The sequence below is a fragment of the Kosmotoga sp. genome (assembly GCF_982836095.1).
Map to the genome: position 1 here is coordinate 1 of NZ_CEYIHJ010000241.1, position 2,023 is coordinate 2,023.

At 41.8% G+C, this 2,023-nt stretch carries 2 protein-coding genes; both read left to right on the forward strand.

All coding sequences use genetic code 11. From position 1 onward, the window contains the following. A partial coding sequence (locus AC3LHT_RS10640; RefSeq protein ID WP_488662882.1) for an RAMP superfamily CRISPR-associated protein occupies positions 1-972 on the forward strand: 972 nt, incomplete at its 5' end. Between the two features lie 20 nt (positions 973-992). Next, positions 993-2,023 (forward strand): type III-B CRISPR-associated protein Cas10/Cmr2 (locus tag AC3LHT_RS10645; RefSeq protein ID WP_488662883.1); only part of this gene is annotated, 1,031 nt, incomplete at its 3' end.

Sequence of the window (2,023 nt, forward strand, 5' to 3'; positions counted from 1 at the left end):
CCCATGTTTTTGGGCGGAGCTAATGGCGATGCGGAACTTCGGGCAGCTCCTCTTAAAAATACTATCAGGTACTGGTGGCGTATAACACAGGGGGAACTTTCGCATCAAAAGATGCTTGAAAATGAGCAGAAATTGTTTGGTGGGGTAACCGGCAAAGCGACTCGCAGCCTGGTGGATGTTGTTGTCACCGGTTCTGTAAGAACAGGAAGTAAAAAGAAGATTGCCTCAATAGGAAAAAAAGTGAACCCTGAGGCCAACAATAAAAATGTTCGGCTTAGCGCTTATCTTGGTATGGGACCTGTAGATTTTAACGGAATATATAGAAAAACAAGAATTCTGCCCGGAGAGAAATTCGCATTATCAGTGTTCTTCCCAAAAAAGAGCAGGAATAATCTTATTGGTGCATTATCTCTTTTTGCTGAGTTTGGATCTCTTGGCGCACGGTCCAGAAATGGCTGGGGCAGTTTTAATCTTTTGGTTATGAATGACAGCATCTCATTATCACCACGAAAGACACTGCTTGAAAAGTATGGTGAAGAGGTCAGCAAAATTTTCAAGGTTGGTAAAAAATACCCCTTCAAACTTGGGATATCCAACGAGCAACCTTTGTTATGGAAAATCGGCAAAGGTAATATGTGGGAAGATGCCATGAAACTGGCTGGAGAATCTTATATGGATTTGCGACAGCAAGCGCTTCCTTTTCCTCAAGCGCCGCCAAATGGTGTTCAAAAGCGCCATATCCTTGGATACCCGGTTACAAAGCACAATATTGGTAACTGGGGTGGAAATAATGGTCGAATGCCGTCTCAGCTTCGCATAATCATCAGGAAAACCGGTAATAAATACAATGCATACTTTTTCCACCTGCCCCACAAAATCCCAAAGCCTTGGGATTCAAGTTTAGGCAGCGAACTTTCCGTGTGGCAGAAAATACATAATTACCTTGATGAAAATTTTGAAAGAACAACCTGACTTTTGAGAAAGGCATAAATATGGAAAAGAGAAATGACAGCTACTGGGAGCAGAAACTTCGTTTTTTCTTACACGATCCCATTGACAAGGCTTTGAAAATACCAGGGCATGAGGGGCGAGCGGAAGATATTGCTGATGCTTTTGGCACATCAACGCCGGATAAGGCCGAAGTGGGTTTGTGTGACATAATAGCCGCAGGCCTTGATAGGGCAAGCTTACCGGGATACAGCTCTGATAAATCTAAAAATGGAGCAATTGATTTTTTACAAAATCTGCAAATTACACACCCTGTTTCAGGCGGAGCGCCACTAAAATTTGTCGGAGATTTTGAATCTGCGAATAACACAACAAGACAGATTGTAGATCTGATTAAAAAAGATACAAATAAGCTTAATACTATATGGAACAAACAAGCATATTTCAATTATCTTTTTTTTGTTCTTCGGAAAAGAGTAATAACCGAAAATTGCGGCAGTCTCGGCCATTTATGGGACAGACTGCCTGCTGACAGCAGAATCCCCGATCATTCTATCTGGAACCATTGCGGTATGGTCAGCGCGCTTTGTACTTCATTTGCTGAAAGTGATCTAAACAGAGCTTCTATGGTTGTATTTTCAATCTCACCTGTACAACCGTTTATTGGAAAGACCAGAAAACTCAGAGATCACTGGGCAGCATCTGTTATTCTTTCATGGCTTACTTTTGAAGGGATTGCCGCAATAATGGATTATCTGGGGCCGGATCATATTGTTTACCCTTCTCTTCAGGATCAACCGCTTGTGGAAGAGTATCTGGGAAAAGAATTTCAGGAATTCTTCAGCGAATATAATGAAAAGCTTGAATTGGAACTTGAATTGAAAAAAGATGCGACTGTTGCCTCCTTTCCCAACAAGTTCGTTTTTCTTGCTCCGTCGGGGAAAGAAGAACTCTTTGTTGATGAAATAAAAAAGAGGATTCAAGAGAAATGGAAAGAGCTTTCCGGTATTGTGCTTGAGTATCTTGGAGTAAAGGGAAAGCCGTCTGAAACGATATTTAACCGACAGACCCGGAG